General features: G+C 67.1%; 16 protein-coding genes. 6 read left to right on the top strand and 10 right to left on the bottom strand.

Translation table 11 applies throughout. The annotated features are described in order from the left end of the window. Positions 1-3: 3 nt before the first annotated feature. Positions 4-495, bottom strand: coding sequence for a DUF411 domain-containing protein (locus tag AC6RIC_RS12045; RefSeq protein WP_454656506.1), 492 nt, complete (start codon positions 493-495; stop codon positions 4-6). A 22-nt stretch (positions 496-517) separates the two neighbouring features. Next, positions 518-823, bottom strand: coding sequence for a heavy-metal-associated domain-containing protein (locus tag AC6RIC_RS12050; RefSeq protein WP_454656507.1), 306 nt, complete (start codon positions 821-823; stop codon positions 518-520). A gap of 383 nt (positions 824-1,206) precedes the next feature. Between AC6RIC_RS12050 and AC6RIC_RS12055 the strand changes: the two genes are divergently transcribed. The 3 genes from AC6RIC_RS12055 (at position 1,207) to AC6RIC_RS12065 (ending at position 2,716) form a co-directional block, all read left to right on the top strand. Next, positions 1,207-1,602, top strand: a complete 396-nt coding sequence (locus AC6RIC_RS12055) for a (R)-mandelonitrile lyase (RefSeq protein WP_454656508.1) — start codon at positions 1,207-1,209, stop codon at positions 1,600-1,602. Positions 1,603-1,733: 131 nt separating this feature from the next. Continuing rightward, entirely contained in the window at positions 1,734-1,955 is a 222-nt protein-coding gene (locus tag AC6RIC_RS12060) for a hypothetical protein (protein WP_499736340.1), read from the top strand. Positions 1,956-2,143: 188 nt separating this feature from the next. Continuing rightward, positions 2,144-2,716 (top strand): WecB/TagA/CpsF family glycosyltransferase, encoded by a 573-nt coding sequence (locus AC6RIC_RS12065; RefSeq protein ID WP_454656510.1) that lies wholly within the window; start codon positions 2,144-2,146, stop codon positions 2,714-2,716. Here AC6RIC_RS12065 and AC6RIC_RS12070 read toward each other — a convergent pair. Both AC6RIC_RS12070 and AC6RIC_RS12075 read right to left on the bottom strand, forming a co-directional pair. Beyond that, entirely contained in the window at positions 2,713-4,158 is a 1,446-nt protein-coding gene (locus AC6RIC_RS12070; RefSeq protein ID WP_499736341.1) for an undecaprenyl-phosphate glucose phosphotransferase, read from the bottom strand. The genes AC6RIC_RS12065 and AC6RIC_RS12070 overlap by 4 nt on opposite strands. Before the next feature lie 187 nt (positions 4,159-4,345). Then, positions 4,346-4,720 carry a VanZ family protein gene (locus tag AC6RIC_RS12075; RefSeq protein WP_499736342.1) on the bottom strand — a complete coding sequence of 125 codons (375 nt, stop codon included), beginning with the start codon at positions 4,718-4,720 and terminating at the stop codon, positions 4,346-4,348. Positions 4,721-4,966: 246 nt separating this feature from the next. Between AC6RIC_RS12075 and AC6RIC_RS12080 the strand changes: the two genes are divergently transcribed. Together AC6RIC_RS12080 and AC6RIC_RS12085 are read left to right on the top strand one after the other, a co-directional pair. Then, a complete protein-coding gene (locus tag AC6RIC_RS12080) occupies positions 4,967-5,716 on the top strand; it encodes an aspartate/glutamate racemase family protein (protein ID WP_454656513.1) in 750 nt (249 codons plus the stop codon). Between the two features lie 236 nt (positions 5,717-5,952). Further along, entirely contained in the window at positions 5,953-7,347 is a 1,395-nt protein-coding gene (locus AC6RIC_RS12085; RefSeq protein WP_499736343.1) for a DUF2793 domain-containing protein, read from the top strand. Between the two features lie 3 nt (positions 7,348-7,350). On the opposite strand, the gene AC6RIC_RS12090 is transcribed toward AC6RIC_RS12085, so the two are convergent. The 4 genes from AC6RIC_RS12090 to AC6RIC_RS12105 all read right to left on the bottom strand — a co-directional run bounded on the left by AC6RIC_RS12090 (position 7,351) and on the right by AC6RIC_RS12105 (position 11,788). Further along, a complete protein-coding gene (locus AC6RIC_RS12090; protein WP_499736344.1) occupies positions 7,351-8,274 on the bottom strand; it encodes a 3-hydroxyacyl-CoA dehydrogenase NAD-binding domain-containing protein in 924 nt (307 codons plus the stop codon). Next, a complete protein-coding gene (gene araD / locus AC6RIC_RS12095; RefSeq protein WP_499736345.1) occupies positions 8,274-10,007 on the bottom strand; it encodes an L-arabinonate dehydratase in 1,734 nt (577 codons plus the stop codon). Before araD ends, AC6RIC_RS12090 begins: the two co-directional genes overlap by 1 nt. A 172-nt stretch (positions 10,008-10,179) precedes the next feature. Then, positions 10,180-11,097, bottom strand: a complete 918-nt coding sequence (locus tag AC6RIC_RS12100; protein ID WP_499736346.1) for a dihydrodipicolinate synthase family protein — start codon at positions 11,095-11,097, stop codon at positions 10,180-10,182. Then, a complete protein-coding gene (locus AC6RIC_RS12105; protein WP_499736347.1) occupies positions 11,087-11,788 on the bottom strand; it encodes a GntR family transcriptional regulator in 702 nt (233 codons plus the stop codon). The genes AC6RIC_RS12100 and AC6RIC_RS12105 overlap by 11 nt, the downstream gene beginning before the upstream one ends. Before the next feature lie 196 nt (positions 11,789-11,984). On the opposite strand from AC6RIC_RS12105, the gene AC6RIC_RS12110 reads away from it, so the two are divergent. Next, the gene (locus AC6RIC_RS12110) at positions 11,985-12,956 is read left to right on the top strand and encodes a Bug family tripartite tricarboxylate transporter substrate binding protein (protein ID WP_499736348.1); all 972 of its coding nucleotides are present in this window, start codon (positions 11,985-11,987) and stop codon (positions 12,954-12,956) included. Positions 12,957-13,178: 222 nt separating this feature from the next. Here AC6RIC_RS12110 and AC6RIC_RS12115 read toward each other — a convergent pair whose 3' ends face one another. Further along, positions 13,179-13,949 carry an HpcH/HpaI aldolase family protein gene (locus AC6RIC_RS12115; RefSeq protein ID WP_499736349.1) on the bottom strand — a complete coding sequence of 257 codons (771 nt, stop codon included), beginning with the start codon at positions 13,947-13,949 and terminating at the stop codon, positions 13,179-13,181. Between the two features lie 143 nt (positions 13,950-14,092). Further along, entirely contained in the window at positions 14,093-15,001 is a 909-nt protein-coding gene (locus tag AC6RIC_RS12120; protein WP_499736350.1) for a LysR family transcriptional regulator, read from the bottom strand. Between the last annotated feature and the right edge of the window lie 30 nt (positions 15,002-15,031).

The raw sequence follows: 15,031 nt of genomic DNA on the forward strand, positions 1-15,031 counted from the left end.
GGTTCAGACCTGCTGCAGCCCGCGATAGCGCGCGAAGACGTTCTGCCGGCCGGCCGAGAAGATTATGACGTCATAGGTGTCGGGCTGCTGCCCGGCCACTTCCATGCCGGGCGAGCCGACGGGCATGCCGGCGACCGCGAGACCCGTCGCCTTGGGGCGCTCGGCGAGCAGGCGCTTGATCGCTTCGGCCGGAACATGGCCTTCCACGACATAGCCGCCGATTTCGGCCGTGTGGCAGGAGGCCAGCGGATCAGGCACGCCGAGCCGCGCCTTCAGCGGCGCGACATCGGGCACCTCGACCACCTCGACTGCAAAGCCCGCCGCCCTCGCATGCGTGACCCAGCTGCCGCAGCAGCCGCAGTTCGGGTCGCGCGTGACGATCATCTTCGGGAACGTCTCGGCGGCCAGCGCCGACGGCGCGAGGGCGAACGCCGTCGCGGCTTGCGCGGCTCCCGCGATGAGCTTGCGGCGGGAGAGGAAGCGTTCAGTTGTCAAAATGACCTCCTGGGTCGTGATCTCAGCGGGCCGGGACCGCAGCGGGCGTATAGCCGGCGGCGGCGATGACTGTGCCGATACTGGCAAAATCGCCGCCCCCCTGCACCGTGACCAGCTTCGAAGCCGGATCCGCGCTGACGGTCGCGCCCGGAAACGCGCCCTTGATGGCCTGTTCGATCCTGCCGGCGCAATGGCCGCAGGTCATGTCGTCGACCCGGAGGCTGACGGTATCGGCGGAGGGCTGGGCCTCCGTCGAGGTGGTGGTCGCATGCTGTTGGCAAGAGCACATGGCGTGTCGTTCCTGACTGTCGATGAGCGCAGCCTGCACCTTCCCTCCATGGTAAGGTCAAGCCTGTTTCAGCCATTGTCGCGCGTACTTGCCGGCCTGGATCTGCGGCTTTGCGTCGCCCTGCCGAAGCAGCGACGAGGATGCATGGCGATGCCACGGATGCGCTCTCAGGGAGCACAGGCGACCAACCCGACATCGGCGAGACGCAGGAAGCGGCGGGCATGCTCGCCCTGGGAGGTCGTCCTTCGCGCCGGGGATTGTCGCTTTCGGCGCGGGCGCGGCTCGACGTCCCTGCGGCCGACCCTGCGCCTCGAGCAGGAAGGTCGGTCGACGCAGGCGTGGGGCAAGGGTAACGCACTGGATTCCCGGCCTCCGCGGCGGCATGCTTTCCGAAAGCTCGAACAGAAGCGAGGAGAGTTCCCTTGGATATCACGCGCGCCGGATCACGGCCTTCCGGGAAGGGGCCGTCGGACTGGTTTACCGGAGCCGTCCGAATCGACCCGCTCTGCAATCCCCATGCGGCCGAACGCGTTCAGGGTGCGAGTGTCACCTTCGAGCCCGGCGCCCGCACGGCCTGGCATACGCATCCGCTCGGCCAAACGGTGATCGTGACGGCCGGCCTCGGCCGCGCGCAATGCTGGGGCGGGCCGATCATGGAGATCCGGCCGGGCGACGTCGTCTGGTTCCCGCCTGGGGAGAAGCACTGGCACGGCGCTTCTCCGGCCACGGCGATGACGCATATCGCGATCCAGGAGGTTCAGGACGGCAAGGTCGTCGACTGGATGGAACAGGTCTCCGACACGCAATATGGCGGCTAGGGTACGGGCCGTCGCGGTGATGGCCTCTCCAGGCTGGGGAGGGCTCGCATCTTGTGCTTTTATTTTGTTGCGAATTCGATCATTGATAAGGGCGTGCGTTTAATGCCTGCGTAACTTTACGAGAGAGTTCCATGCGGCCCGAGCGCGTGCGACAGTTCCCGGCGCCTGTTCAGGCTTCCAGCCTCGGTCGTCGCCTGCAGGCGGCGAACGACAACAAGCCGGACCTCGAGGAGAGCGTCGCCAGCATCCTGATCGGCCGTTCCCTGATCGTCGGGGCGTCGCTGCTGGCCGTGACCATCGTCGTCGGATGGAGCCTCTGGCTCGGCCGGGCGCTCTGGCGCCATTTTGTCTGATCGGACGCAGGCTGGGTCGGTCCCGTCGGCTGGCCTCTGCGAAGCCGCCGGCGGAGTGCATTGACGCAACGGTAGGCATCGTTAAAATTTGTCACATCGTGCCAGGTGCCTGCGGAGGGAAGCAGGCATCTTGATGCGTTGCGCCTCGGTCGCATCGGGACGCCAACCGTAGCCATCTCGGGGCGAGCGTGCAGTCGGGCATCATTCACGGCAAGATCGGCGATCGCGCTGCGCCCGGGCGGGCGGGCGAGGCCGTCGGGATGGCCGGCCTCCTGCGTGACTGCGCCGAACGCGACTGCAGCATTTTCCTGTTCGGCGGCGACAGCCGCACGGTCTATGCGCTGCGGGAGCGGATCGCGTCGACCTTTCCGGGCCTGCGGATCGCCGGCATCTGCGATGCCGACTTTGCCGGGCCGATCGACCGCGCCGTTCTCAACCATATCGCAGCGGCGGACGCGGATGCGATCGTCAGCGATCTCCCGGACGCGCGCTTCCGGCTGTTCTGCGCGCAATGCGTGGTGACGGGCATTTACGGGAGGCGGTTCAACCTGCCGGGAAGCTTTGCCGATTTCGCCTCAGGCTCGAGGCGGAGCCTGCGCGGCCTGTTCGTTCCGGCGCGGCTGCGCGGGTTCGGCGCTGCGGCAAAGGCCGGCCTGCAATTCGCCCGTATCGTCCTGGGGCAGAGCCTGCGCCGGGCCGAGCCGCGCGCGACCCGGCGATCCCGCGGGGCCGCAGCGGCAAGCGCTGATCGCAGACCTTAGCGCGCGTTGGAAAAGGCCTTCCGGCTCAGAACGGTCCGGAACAGGATCGTGATATCCAGCCAGAACGACCAGTTGTCGATATACCAGTGATCGTAGGCGACGCGCCGGGCCATCTTGTCGTCGGTATCGGTCTCGCCGCGCAGGCCGTTGACCTGGGCCCAGCCGGTGATGCCGGGCTTGACGTTGTGGCGGCGGGCATAATTGGCGATCTTGCGCTCGAACTCGATATCATGTGCCAGCGCATGCGGACGCGGTCCCACGAGCGACATGTCACCGGCGATAACGTTCAGGAGCTGCGGCAGCTCGTCGAGATTGTAGCGTCGCAGCAGGTGGCCGAGGCGCGTGATCCGGGGATCGTTGCGCTTGGCCTGGATGACGACCTGGCCGTCATCGGTCGTGGTCATCGTGCGGAACTTGAAGATCCGGAAAGCCTGCTGGTTGAAGCCGTAGCGTCGTTGGCGAAACAGCACCGGACCGGGGGAATCGAGCCGGATCAACGCCGCGACCAGAAGCAGAAGCGGCAGGGTCAGGACGATGCCGCAGGAGGCAGCCACGATGTCGAAGGCACGCTTGATCGCGATCTCTGCCGTGGAAAGCGGCTGGCGGGTCAAGCGCAGGCTCGACAGGGTGCCGGTATGGACGACATGTGTCCCGCTGAAGCGTTCCATGATCGGTTCCGGCGCGAGATGGATCGCGACCGGCAGGTTCATGAAGGCATCGACGCAAGCCGAGATGGTCTCCTGCTCGGCCCAGGGAACGGCGATGAAGACGGCATCCGGCCGCTTCGCCCGGCAATTCGCCACGGCGGCGGCCAGATCGGCGGCCAGCGCGGTCGAGCCGGTTTCGCCCGACGATTTCAGGAATGCGACATCGGTGACAGCGAAGCCCATATGCCAGGGCTTGTGACGCGACACGAAGGACATGATGTTCGCCTCGCGCCCGATCAGGAAGGCGCGCTCGGCCGTGATCCGGCCGGCGTGGCTGCCGGCTGCGACCAGCCTGACGACCGCCGAACGGGAGAGGGCGATGACCGGGATGCCGGAGAGATAGGTCGCGACGATGACGGCCCGCGAATAATGGTCTGCGATCTTCGCGAGGAAAAGCACGGCCAGGAAGGCGACCATCGTGATGTTCCAGACGGCGAAGGCCGAGCCGATCTGCCCCCGGATCGAGAGATAGTTCCCGATCTGATAGCGGCCACGCATCAGATTGACGAAGACGAACAGGGTCGCCAGCATCGCAGCCAGTTCCGGCGTCGAGCGGTCGATGCCCGGCGCGCCCGTGCCGCCTCCGAGATAATAGGCAAAGGCGACGAGATAGACGAGGGCGGCGACCACGACCGCATCGCTCGCTGCCGTCAGAGGGCCAAGCCAGAGGCGCCAGAGTCCCGAACCGCTGTCGGGCAGGGCTTGCGGCAGGCCGCTCATGTCGTTGACGCTCATCTCTTCCCCCAGCCGGCTGGCGCACGTTCCGTTTCGGCACATTGCGCCGGCGCCGGACCATCATCGGGAGCAGAGTGGCAAGCCGCGTGCCGGCGTCGCCGGGGTCAATTCGGCGCGGCGGCAGGGGCGGCGGGAGGAAAAGAGACGCCTCGCGGACAGGCGTCGGCAGGCATTGTGCCGGATTGAGTCAGGCCGGCTTGCGGAAGCGCTGCATCACCAGATCGAACCAGACGGAGAAGCCGCTGCCCAGCGCGGCGCCGGCGATCTTCACCATCGCGTCGCGCGGCAGGCCGTGGCGCGTGGCTTCCCAGGTCTGGAGCCATTCCAGCCCGATCGCGAAGGCGATGATGCCGGCCAGGACCAGCCAGCGCCGGCGGGGATAGGCGAAGGCCAGCGCCGCTCCCGCGGCGAAATAGGACAGGAAGCGCTCGGCATTGGCGCCCAGCATCGGGACATGCGGGCGCGCCTCGATCGGCGAGAGCGTCGCGACGGCAATCACCAGGACGAAGGCCCAACCGAGCAGCACGGCGATACGGCGCAGCTTTTCGAGCGACAGCTTCAAGGGGGACTCCGGGCGAAGGGCAAGGCGTGCAGGCAAGATGCGGACCAGCGCCGGCGAAATCGCACGAGAGCAGGACGGAAGCCGGTCTTATGGCGATGCAAAAACGACGAGGCAATGGCAGCAACGAGAGTTTTGACCGAAGTCGATGAAGTTTCTTTTCATCTTCGTCCATGCCGACATGCTGTCCGGTGACGGAGCGTCGATTCTGCGGCTAGCATGGCGATGCACCGGCAGACGGGAGAGATGATGACCGATATTCTCGCAGCGCCCCAGGCGGCGCGGATCGCGCGTGGCGGGAAGGCGATCTATGGCGTTCCGCTGGGTATCCTGATGCTGGAGGCGCGGTTTCCGCGGATTCCCGGCGATATGGGCAATGGCACGACCTGGCCGTTCCCGGTGCTGTATCGTGTGGTCGGCGGCGCCAGCCCCGAGAAGGTGGTGCTCAAGGGTGCGGCCGGGCTGCTGCCGGATTTCATCGAGGCCGCGCGCGATCTCGTCCGGCTCGGCGCCGAGGCGATCACCACCAATTGCGGCTTCCTCTCGCTGTTCCAGCGCGAGCTTGCGGCCGCCGTCGGCGTGCCGGTCGCGACCTCCTCGCTGATGCAGGTGCCCTGGGTGCAGGCGACGCTGCCGCCGGGCAAGCGCGTCGGCGTCGTCACGGTCTCGGCGGCGACGCTGACGCCGAAGCATCTGGAAGCGGCCGGCGTGCCGCTCGATACCCCCGTTACAGGCACCGAGAACGGCAGGGAGTTCTTCCGCGTCCTGATCAAGGCCGAGAAGGACGACATGGATGTCGAGCTCGCCCGGCAGGACGTGGTGCAGGCGGCGCTCGATCTCGTCGCCCGCCATCCCGATGTCGGCGCGATCGTGCTGGAATGCACGAACATGCCGCCCTATGCGGCCGATGTGCAGGCGGCGACCGGGCTTCCGGTCCACGACATCTATTCGCTGATCAACTGGTTCCACGCTGGCTTGAGGCCGCGTCGCTTTGGTTGACGCTCCCGGCTTGACCGGGCCGTCATTGCGAGGAGCGTAGCGACGAAGCAATCCAGGGGGACTGGGTGGAATGCTTCGGCCCAGTCCCCCCTGGATTGCTTCGCTGCGCTCGCAATGACAGTCGCGCGGGTAGACCGCGCCGGATGCGCATTCGAGCAACTTATCCCCGGTGACCCGGACCGGCCGCATCATCGCCTCGCGGCAGCCAAGCGCTGCGTTCCCTTCCGCGAGGCCCCATGACCGATACGCCCCGTCTTTCGCTGCCGCTGCTCGCTGCCGGGCAGGCACAGAAACATGTCACCCATAACGATGCCCTGATCCGGCTGGACGGGCTGATCCACCTCACGGTCGATAGCCGGACGCTGGCCGCGCCGCCGGCTTCGCCGACCGTGCTCTCGGCCTATATCGTGCCGGCCGGTGGCAGCGGCGCCTTCGCCGGCCGTACCAATCAGGTCGCGCTGTTCGAGGATGGCGGCTGGACCTTTCTCGTGCCGCGCGCCGGCTGGCAGGCCTGGGTGGTCGACGAGGCCGAGCACAATCTCTGGACCGGCACGGAGTGGCGCCGTGACAGCCCGCTCAGCGGCCTCGGCGCCGAGCGCTGGGGCGTGAACGCGACCGCGGATACGACCAATCGCCTTGCCCTGTCCTCGGATGCCAGCCTGTTCAACCATGCCGGCGGCGATCACCGCCTGAAGATCAACAAGAACGCGGCCGGCAACACCGCGAGCCTGCTGTTCCAGAGCAACTGGTCGGGCCGGGCCGAGTTCGGCCTCGCCGGCGACGACGACTTCCGGTTGAAGGTCAGCGCAGACGGCTCGGCCTGGCATGATGCGCTGGCCATCGATCGCGCGTCGGGGGACGTCGCCTTGCCGGGCTCGCCCTGGGCAGCGGGAGCCGACCTGCTGGTCAATGGCGACATGGCGATCAACCAGCGCGGCTTTGCGGGCGGTGCGCTGGCGGCCGGCGTCTACGGCTTCGATCGCTGGAAGGCGGCGACCGGCGGCGCCAATCTCTCTCTCAGTGGTTTCACGATCACCCTGACCTCTGGAGCCATTATCCAGCCGGTCGAGCCGGCGTGCTGGGGGCTCGCTTCATTCGCCGGGCTGCCGTTGACGCTCTCGGTCGATGATCTCAGCGGCGGCAGCCTCGCAGTCACCATCGGTAGCCAGTCCGGTACGATCACAGCGGGGGTGGGGCGCCGCTCGGTGACGCTGACGCCCGCTGTGGGCGACACCGGCGTGCTGTCGGTGCGGCTCTCGCCGAGCGCGGGCGCGGTCAACTTCGCACGGATCAAGCTGGAGCGTGGGCGGATTGCCACGAACTGGGCGGCACGGCCGCTCTCTGTCGAGCAGATGCTGTGCTGGCGCTACTACCTGAAGCAGGACGGGCAGGTGCTGATCGACGCCTATCAGGCCGCAGCGGCAGCGAGCCGGCAGAGCTTTGCCCTGCCGGTGCCGATGCGGGCGACGCCGAGCGTGACGGCCACGGTCTCGCTGGAGATCAATGTACAGGGCACCGACCGGGGCGTCGTCGCGCAGTCGCCCGAGCGGGCCTATGCCTATGTCACCGCGCAGGCGCTCGGACGGGTGAGGGCGGCTTTCGATGCCATCACCTTCGACGCGGAATTGTGAGGCTCACTCGCTGACGAGCTTGCGGGCGCGCAGCAGGGCAAGGAGCCCTTCGTCGCGACGTTCCTCGAGCTGTGCGATCGTGCGCCCGGCCGCTTCCTCGGCAACACCTTCGATGATCTTGTGCTGGACGTTTTCGTCCAGCGAGGGCGTGCCGAGCGATTGCCAGCGCCGCACCTGGCTCGGCCCGAGATGGGCGAGATAGCCGGCGATGCCGCCTTCGCCACCGCCGAGATGATAGGTCATGTGCGGACCCATCAGCGCCCAGCGCAGGCCGGGGCCGTTGCAGAGCGCGGCGTCGATCTCGGCGACGCTGGCGACGCCCTGCTCGACCAGATGGACGGCCTCGCGATAGAGCGCTGAGGCCAGCCGGTTGGCGACATGGCCGGGCATCTCGCGCTGGAGGATGACCGGGCGCCGGTCGAGGCTGCGATAGAATGCGGCAGCCTTTGCGACCACCGCCTCGTCTTCGCCGACGATCTCGACCAGCGGCACGAGATGCGGCGGGTTGAAGGGATGCGCGACGATCACCCGGCGCTTGTCCCGGCAATCGGCGACGATCGCGCTGCGCAGCAGGGCCGAGGTACTGCTGGCAATGATCACTTCAGGCGGCAACGCCGCATCGAGCCGGGCGAGGAGTTCACGCTTGGCGCCTTCGTTTTCTGGTCCATTCTCCTGAACGAAATCAACGCCTTGCAGAGCTTCGTCGAGATCGGTGGTGAACTCGTATTGGCCGGTATTGGCCAAGCCGAGCTCGGCGAGCTGCCCGCGGGCACGCTCGACGGCATGGCGGAACCGTTCCTCCGCGCCGGGGGCTGGATCATAGGCTGAGACGTTCAGGCCGTGGCCCATGGCGAGCGCAGCCCATGAGCTGCCAATCAGCCCGGCGCCGATGATGGCGACGCGCTCGATGTCGCGGATATCCTGCATCAGTGGATCTCGGGTTCCGGCACCTTTGCCGTCCCCTCCAGATAATCGAAATCGCAGCCCTTGTCGGCCTGGCGGATGTGGGCCGCCGACATCTTGCCCCAGCCGCGCGGATAGTCGCGGTCCGGCGGCGTCCAGACGGCGAGGCGGGCGGCGATTTCGGCTTCGGTCAGGTTAACCGAGATGCTGCGCGCCTCGACATCGACGCTGATGATGTCGCCGGTCTGCACCGCCGCGAGCGGGCCCTTGATATAGGCCTCCGGCGCGACATGGAGGATGCAGGCGCCGTAGCTGGTGCCGGACATGCGGGCATCCGAGATGCGCAGCATGTCGCGCACGCCCTGCTTCAAGAGCTTCTTCGGGATCGGCAGCATGCCCCATTCCGGCATGCCGGGGCCGCCGACCGGGCCGCAGTTCTTGAGGACCATGATGTGGTCGGCGGTCACGTCGAGGTTCTCGTCGTTTACGGCCTGCATCATCGCATCGTAATGCTCGAAGACCAGCGCCGGGCCTGAATGCTTGAGCAGGCGCGGCTCGGCGGCCGAGGGCTTGATGACGCAACCGTCTGGCGCGAGGTTGCCCTTGAGGACGGCGAGGCCGTTCGCGGTCGAGACGGGCTTGTCGAGCGGGCGGATGACGTTGTCGTCATAGACTTGGGCGAGTGCGATGGTCTCGGCGATCGGCTTGCCGGTCACTGTCATCGCGTCGGTGTGGAGCTTGCTTTCGAGCTGCTTCAGCAGGGCAGGCAGGCCGCCGGCATAGAAGAAATCCTCCATCAGGAAATCGCCGGAGGGGCGCAGGTTTGCGACGACGGGAACATTGCGCGAGAAGGCGTCGAAATCGTCCGGCGTCAGCGGCACGCCGGCGCGGCCAGCCATGGCGACGAGATGGATGATCGCGTTGGTCGAGCCGGCGACGGCCATATGCACGGTCAGCGCGTTCTCGAAGCTCTTGCGGGTCAGGATCCGGTCGGGCGTCAGGTCTTCCCAGACCATCTCGACGATGCGCTTGCCTGCCATCGCGGCCATGCGCGGATGGGCGGCGTCGGCGGCGGGGATGGCGGAGGCGCCGGGCAAAGTGAGGCCGAGCACTTCAGCATGGCTCATCATCGTGGCGGCGGTGCCCATCACCATGCAGGTGCCGTATGAGCGGGCGATGCCGCTCTCCATGTCCTTCCACTGGTCGTCGGTGATGTTGCCGGCTTCCTTCTCGGCCCAGTATTTCCAGACATCGGCCCCCGAGCCCAGCACCTTGCCGGCCCAGTTGCCGCGCAGCATCGGCCCGGCCGGCACGAAGATGAAGGGCAGGCCGGCACTGCAGGCACCCATGATCAGGGCCGGTGTGGACTTGTCGCAGCCGCCGAGCAGCACGGCGCCGTCGAGCGGATGGGAGCGGATCGATTCCTCGGTCTCCATCGCCAGGAAGTTGCGATAGAGCATGGTCGTAGGTTTCTGATATTGCTCGGAAACCGACATAACCGGGATTTCGATCGGAAAGCCGCCGGCCGCCCAGACCGCGCGCTTCACGGCCTCCGCGCGGTCGCGCAGATGGGTGTGACAGGGGTTGATCTCAGACCAGGTGTTGATGATGCCGATGACCGGCTTGCCCATGAACTCCTCGTGGCCGAAGCCCATCTGCAAGGCTCGCGAACGATGCCCGAAGGAGCGCAGGTCGCTCGCCCCGAACCAGCGCCAGCTGCGCAGGGTCTCGGGCGTCTTGCGGGGGCGGGCGGACATGGGCGTTTCCTCGGTGATTTTTCGTTGGTTCGACGGTTTGTCATTCCGGGGCGGCTCGAAGAGCCGAACCCGGAACCCATGACTGGGTCAGACGGTGTCCGTCTGCTGTGAAGGGCTCGCCCCGTCGTGGGTTCCGGGTTCATCGCTGCGCGATGCCCCGGAATGACAGAGGTTATTCCGCCGCGACGCGCTGGCTACCCCAGCTCGACACGATGCCGCGCAGCTCTGCCCGCTCGGCCTCGTTCAGTTCGGGCAGGCCGGGGAGGCGGACCGGGCCGACATCGGTGCCGAGCAGGCCGAGCGCCTCCTTCACCACGGTGACGTTGGCGCCGTTGCCGTATTTGGTGCGCAGCTTCTCGAAGCCGGCGATGGCATCGACCTCGCTGCGGGCGGTTTCGTAGTCGCCGGCTTCCAGCGCGCGCCAGACGGCGAGCGAGCGCTCCGGCGCGACATTGATCAGGCCGGAGGTGAAGCCGCGGGCACCCAGCGCATAGAAGGGTGCCGCCCAGCCCTCGGCGAGGCCGCAGATCCAGTTGGCGGAGGAGCCTTCCGTCTCGCGCACGCAGTCGGCTAGCAGCATCATGTTGTTCGAGGCGAATTTCACCCCGGCAACGTTCGGATGGGTCGCGACGCGGATCAGGTCCTTCACGCCGATGGCGTCCGAGCGGATATAGGCGACAAGCGGAATCGTCAGCGCCTCGGCGATGGCGAGGATGTAATCGGCCTGCGATTGCGGCGCGGCGAAGGGATCCAGCGGGTGATGCACCATCGCGGCATCGCAGCCGGCCTTGGCGGCGAGCTTGCCGGTCGCGACCGCTTCTCGCAAAGACCTCCCGATGCCGGCGGTGACCAGCGCCTTGCCGGCGGCGGCTTCGGCGGCGGTTGCGTGCGAGCGCTCCACCTCCGCCGTCGTCATCGGGTAGAACTCGCCGGTATTGCCGGCCGAGACGATGTTGTGGATGCCGGCTTCCGCGATGCGCCGGACGATCCTGCCGGTCAGCGCCCAATCGGCCTCGCCATCCGCCTTCCAGGCGGTGACATGGACGCCGGAAATGCCGCGCAGCGCGCGGCGGACCTTGTCATTCGTCATAATCCAGTCCCTCCGCATCCGCGCCGAAAACCAGCCTGACATGGGCCTTCGCCGAGCGGACGATGTGACGGCGCATCCTGAGTTCGGCGCGCGCGGGATCGCGCGCCAGGAGCGCTTCGAAGATGTCGCGATGTTCCTCGAAGCCCCTCCGGCGCTCGTCCGGTTCGGAATGCAGCGCAATGCGCTGGGCATGGTCGTACATGCGCTGGCCGTCGAGGCGGCGCTCAAGATAGGTGCAGCCGGAGATGCGATGGATCGCGCGGTGATAGGTCTCGTTCAGCGCGACGAGGTCTTCGAGATCGCCATGTTCGGTCGCCTGCTCCATCTCGGCGATCAGTTGACCGAGCTCGGCTGCGCCATCCTCGGTCAGATGATTGGCGGCGATGTGGGCCATGACGCTTTCGAGCGCCGCGCGGCCGAGAGCCATCTCCAGCGCCTGCCGGGGCGAGAACTCGACGAAGACGCCGCGGCGCGCCTCCGTCCGAACCAGCCCCTCGCTTTCGAGCTTGCGGATCGCGTCCTTCACCGGCGTCGTGCTGACGCCGAGCATCTCGGCGAGATGGCGCTCGTTCAGGCGCTCGCCATTGCGGAAGCGGCCGGCGACGATGGCACGGCGCAGGCGCTCGTGGACATGCTCGCGCAGAGAGCGCAGGAGATCGGGCGCGACGGGTTCTACGGCAGGCTGCAACATGGTTCTTCCGGGGGCGCGTTGCCGAAGCCGCTCCACCGCGGTTGCCGGCTCATGCGCCATGGCCATCAAACAGCATAAAGCCGCGTGTCCAGCAATCTGAAATTTCAGATTTCAAATCTGCGATCCTGTGTTATCGCTTGGGTAAGCGCCCGTCATGAGGTGCAGGCGGAATTGTCCGCGATGGGGAGACGAACCGATGAGCATCACGCGCAGGACCATCATCGCCGCCGCCTGCCTGGCTGCAGCAGGGCCCGCCTTCGCGCAGGGCGACTATCCCGGCAGCAAGGTCGTCACCATCGTCGTGCCCTTCGCGGCCGGTGGCACCACCGACCTGCTCGGGCGCGTCCTGGCCGACCGGCTGGGACAGCGTCTCGGCGGCAAGTTCATCGTCGAGAACCGGCCGGGCGCGGGCGGCAATACCGGCGTCGCCGCGGTCGCCCGGGCTCCGGCAGACGGCTACACGCTGACCATGGGCACGGTGTCGAGCCACGCGATCAACCCTGCCGTCTATGCGAAGCTGCCATTTGACCACATCAAGGATTTCGCGCCGATCTCGCAGGTAGCGAGTGTGCCCAACATCCTAATGGTCAATATCGATCTGCCGGCGAAGACAGTGCCGGAGCTCATCGACCTCCTGAAAAAGAATCCGAACAAGTACTCCTTCGGCTCGTCGGGGGCGGGCACCTCGACCCATATGGCGGCCGAGCTGTTCAAGGTCTCGACCGGCACCGACATGGTGCATGTGCCCTATCGCTCGAGCGGGCAGGTGACGCAGGACCTGCTCTCCGGCCAGATCCAGATCACCTTCGACAACATCACCATCGCCTGGCCGCATGTGCAGGCTGGCAAGATCCGCGCGCTCGCCACAGCGACGCCGAAGCGGCTCGCGGTCGCCCCTGACCTGCCGGCCCTGTCGGAGTTCATTCCGGGCTACGATGCCAGCTCCTGGCACGGGTTCTTCGCGCCGTCCGGCGTTCCGAAGGAGATCGTCGCCAAGCTCTCGAACGAGACACAGGCGATCATGCGCGAGCCGGCGGTGATCGAGCAGTTGAAGAAGCTCGGCGTCGATCCGGTCGGGTCGAGCCAGGAGCAGTTCGCCGCCCATATCGCCTCCGAGACCAAGCGCTGGGCCGAGGTCGCGCAGAAGGCGAATGTGAAGATCGAGTGAGGGCTGAGGCGGGCGCCTGCCTAGGCCGCTGAGAACCACCTTTGTCATTCCGGGGCTTCGCGCAGCGGAGAACCCGGAACCCACGACCGGGTGAGCCCTTCACAACCGGCTTTGCGATGCCCTGCCCAGTCGTGGGTTCCGGGTTCGCGCCTTTGGCGCGCCCCGGAATGACAAGGGGGCGAGAACGCTTTTGCTCGGTGTTCACACAGCCCAGCGTGTCGATCAGCGCTGACCGGCGAAAGCCTTGGCCAGCGCGTCGGCATGCTTGGTCATGAGGCCGAGGTCGGAGCCGACGGCGACGAAGCGATAGCCCCATTCGATATAGCGGCGCGCATCGGGCTCGGACGGCGTCAGGATGCCGGCCGGCTTGCCGATCGCGGTCAGGCGCTTCACGGCGTCCTGGATCGCGGCTTGAACCTCGGGATGGCCGGGATTGCCGATATGGCCGAGCGAGGCCGAGAGATCGGCCGGGCCGATGAAGACGCCGTCGACGCCGTCGACCGAGGCGATCTCCTCGATGCGGGCGAGCGCCTCGCCGGTCTCGACCTGCACCAGCACGCAGATCTCGCCATCGGCGCGCTTGAGATAGTCCGGCACGCGCCCGTAATGGCTGCCGCGGCCGCTGACCGTGATGCCGCGGATGCCGGCGGGCGGATAACGGCAGGCGGCGACGGCCTTGCGCGCTTCCTTGGCGTTCTGGACGAAGGGCACGAGCACGGCCTGCACGCCGATGTCGAGCAGGCGCTTCAACAGAACCGCGTCGTTCCAGGCGGGCCGGACGATCGGGGTCGCGGTGCCGCCCTTCAGGGCCTGCAACTGGGCGAGAACGTCGGGCGGCTCGTTGGGGGAATGCTCGGTATCGACCAGAATCCAGTCGAAGCCGCTCTGGCTGATGATCTCGGAGACGATCGGGCTGCACAGGCTGCTCCACAATCCGATCTGAAGCTCGCCGCGCTTCAGCGCGGCTTTGAAGGCGTTGGCGGGCAGATCCACGGCGTTTCCCCTTTGACGGATTGTCTTGGCGGCGCTGCCCGGCCGGCCAAAGCCTGCGGGAACGCGCTAGCTTGGTTAGATCATGCCGAACGGGCGAGGAGACCCGACGGCAGGAGATGGCGGGGTTGCAGTTCCATGGCGGATCAGACGGCCACTCTCGCGATGGCTTCGACGAGCCAGCGCAGAGCAGGGTCGGCCAGCGCGCGCCGGGCGTGGACGAGATCGATGGCGAAGGCCTGACTCTCGAACGGCAATGGCAGTACCGCAACCCCGGCACTCTCCGCGAAGCGCCGGGCCACACGTTCGGCCATGGTCGCCACGAGATCGGTGCCGGCGACAGTGAAGGGCACCGCGACGACATGGGGGAGCGTGACCGCCACGCGCCGCTTCAGGCCTTGGCGCGCCAGCCTGTCGTCGATCGCGCTCGGCAAACCGTCACCGCCGGCCGCCGAGAACAAGGCGTGGGGCAGGGCGGCATATTCGCCGATGTCGAGAGCGGCCGAGCCGGCGGCATGGTTCCGATCGCGGATGCAGACGAAGCGCTCCTCGAACAACTGTTGGCGCAGGCTCGTCGATGAATCCGGGAGATGGCCGCCGATCAAGGCGTCGAGTTCGCCGCGTTCAAGCTTCGCCAAAGCCGCCGCGGCGTCCGTGATCGGACGTACCGCAAGATCGACGCCCGGCGCTTCCCGGCGCAGCAGCGCGACGAGGGCCGGAACGATGACGAGGTCGCCATAATCCGTCACGGCAATCGTGAAGCGCCGCCGCGAGGTGGACGGGTCGAAGCCCTGTCCGGGCGCGAGCGCGCCGCGGATCTGCTCCAGCGCCGCGCCGATCGGCTGTGCCAGAGCCAGCGCCTTGTCGGTCGGCTGCATGCCGCCGGGGCCGCGCAGGAAGAGCTCGTCGCCGAACAGATCACGCAGCCGTCTGAGTGCGCTGCTCATCGAGGGCTGCGCCAGCCCGATGCGGCTCGCCGCGCGCGTGACGTGGCGCTCCTCCATCAAGGCCTCGAAGGCCACCAGCAGGTTGAGATCGATGGCGGCTAAATTCATTTGAACAATGATGCAGATATCAAAAATCGA

The sequence above is a fragment of the Allobosea sp. TBD101 genome (assembly GCF_059817965.1).